This is a genomic window from Cypionkella sp. TWP1-2-1b2 (assembly GCF_049896245.1).
In the GTDB taxonomy this organism is placed as follows: Bacteria; Pseudomonadota; Alphaproteobacteria; order Rhodobacterales; family Rhodobacteraceae; genus Cypionkella.
On record NZ_JAFCTX010000090.1, the window covers coordinates 1 to 2,404 of the forward strand.

At 58.5% G+C, this 2,404-nt stretch carries 2 protein-coding genes; both read right to left on the reverse strand.

The features are described 5' to 3' along the window. Window positions 1-37 precede the first annotated feature (37 nt). Window positions 38-808, reverse strand: a complete 771-nt coding sequence (gene istB, locus ACP7AP_RS24080; protein WP_426038439.1) for an IS21-like element helper ATPase IstB — start codon at window positions 806-808, stop codon at window positions 38-40. Then, the gene (gene istA / locus ACP7AP_RS24085) at window positions 801-2,300 is read right to left on the reverse strand and encodes an IS21 family transposase (protein ID WP_426038441.1); all 1,500 of its coding nucleotides are present in this window, start codon (window positions 2,298-2,300) and stop codon (window positions 801-803) included. Before istA ends, istB begins: the two co-directional genes overlap by 8 nt. Window positions 2,301-2,404 lie beyond the last annotated feature (104 nt).

The window sequence follows — 2,404 nt, forward strand, 5'->3', positions numbered from 1 at the left end:
TGTCAATCAGCGTCGAATATTGAACAGGTAACAGCGTTCAATATTGATCAGTTTGGGCGCTGATTTTCTTGCGCTGTTTGAAGCGCCAGGAGTCATTTCCGGTTTCGAGAATGTCGCAGTGGTGAGTGATGCGGTCGAGGAGCGCGGTGGTCATCTTTGGGTCTCCGAAGACCGTGACCCATTCGGCGAAGCTGAGATTGGTTGTGATGATGAGTGATGTTTTTTCGTAGAGTTGGCTGATAAGGTGGAACAATAGGGCACCACCAGAGGCTGGGAATGGCAGATAGCCCAACTCATCGAGAATGACCGCGTCGATCTGGGTGAGTTGCTTGGCCAGATTTCCGGCTTTGCCCTGCGCTTTTTCCCGCTCCAGAAGATTGACCAGATCGACGGCGTTGTAGAAGCGTATGCGCTTGCCGTGATGGATGGCGGCGACACCGAGAGCGATGGCAAGATGGGTTTTGCCGGTGCCAGTTCCGCCAACCAAGATCAGATTGTGCGCCGTTTCCAGATAGTGCCCCTTGGCCAGCTGCTGGATGCGGGCACCGTCCAAGGGTGTTTCGCTCCAGTCAAAGGCTGTCAGATCACGATGGACGGGGAAGCGGGCAACCTTTAACTGGTAGCGCAGGCTGCGCGCCTGCCGATCGGCTTGTTCGGCATCCAGTAGCCGCAACAAAAGGGCCTCGAGCGAGAGGGTTTTGTTGCGCCGCGCTTCGGCTTGCAGTTCTCGCCAAGCGATTGCCATTCCGAACAATTGCAGGGACTTAAGCCGTGAGAAGTGATCGCTGTCAGGTGCATGATCAGACATGGCTGACCCCGCGCAACTCATCATAGCGGGCACAATTGGCGACAGGCTCCAGCAAAAGCACCAGCGCGTCTGGCGTTTCCATCAAGCTGGCGCGCGGCGGGCTGGTCAGGCGGCGGAGTTCATTCAGCACCACAGACGTGTTCAGATGTCCCTGCTCTTGCGCCAACTGGCAGGCCATATCCAGTGCCCCCAACCCTGTCTCGCGGGCAACCAGCAAAAGTTCTGCGAAGGCGCGATCCCCCTTGAGCTGTTTGAGCGCATGGGCCCGAACCGCTTCCACCGCAGGCGGCAACACCCAAGCGGTGAATGGTAGGCCATGCCGCAGCGCGCCGGGCTTGGTCTCCAGGATGGACAAATAGTGCCATGGCTCGCAAATCAGCTGGTTGCGCCCGAACTTGCGCTCATGCCGCGCGACAAGTTCGCCGCCAGCCACGACCTTGATGCCATGTGCGCTGATGCGGACCGAGACCACTTTGCCGACCCATTCAGCCGGAACGCTGTAACGATTGCGGTCTACTGACACCAAACAGGTGCTGGAGACGCGCAGAGGTTGTTCGATATAAGCATCAAACGGCATGCTGACCGGCTGCAGCATCGGCTGTTCCAATGCGAATATCTCGGCGATGGTGGCATCTTGAGTGGGATGACGGCGCGCGCCCAATTCCCGGCAGCGGGTGGCAAGCCAAGCGTTCAACGCCGCAAAGTCTGCAAAGCGTGGCGTGGGCGTAAACAGCCACTCCCGCACATTGCCGACCTGGTTCTCGATCTGGCCTTTCTCCCAACCTGAGGCAGGGGTGCAGGCAACAGGTTCAAACAGATAATGGCTGGCGAGTGCCAGAAATCGCCGGTTGAACTGGCGCTCTTTGCCCGCAAACACCGCATCTACAACCGTCTTCAGATTGTCGTAGATGACCTTGCGTGGCACGCCGCCAAAGAACGCGAAGGCCCGATTGTGGGCATCAAGCACCATCTCTTGCGCCTCGCGTGGATAGGCCACAACAAACATCTGACGGCTGTAAGCCAGTCTGAAGTGCGCCAGCTTGATCGTGGTGGTGGTTCCGCCCAGCACGACATGCTCATAGCTCCAGTCAAATTGCGCCACATCGCCGGATGCAAAGAACAATGGCACAAAGGCCTTCGTGCTCGTAGCCCGGCCCGCTTCAATCTTCCACTGCCGCACATGACGCTGAACGCTGTCATAGGCGCCGGCATACCCTTCGGCCTGAAGACATTCGAACAACCGACGCGCCGTCCGACGCCGCGCTTTGGGCAAAAGCCCATCACCGCGCAGCCACTCATCAAGACGGCCGCACCACGGCCCAAGCTGTGGCCCGGCTTGCGGCTTGCGCTTGTAAACTGGCTCAACCCCATCCTTCAGATATTTGCGAACGGTGTTCCGCGACAACTGCAGGGACCGCGCCAAGCCACTGATACTCTCGCCGTCCCGCAGCCCTCGTCGCCTGATCTTCCCAATCGTTTCCACGCATAACACTCCAGCTGCTCCCGCCTAAAAGCGGGATTGTTGCACGACTGGGGTGGTCAGTTTTGGACGCTGTTCCACCCCGTCAGCTGGTCACTTTTGCACGCTGTTTTACA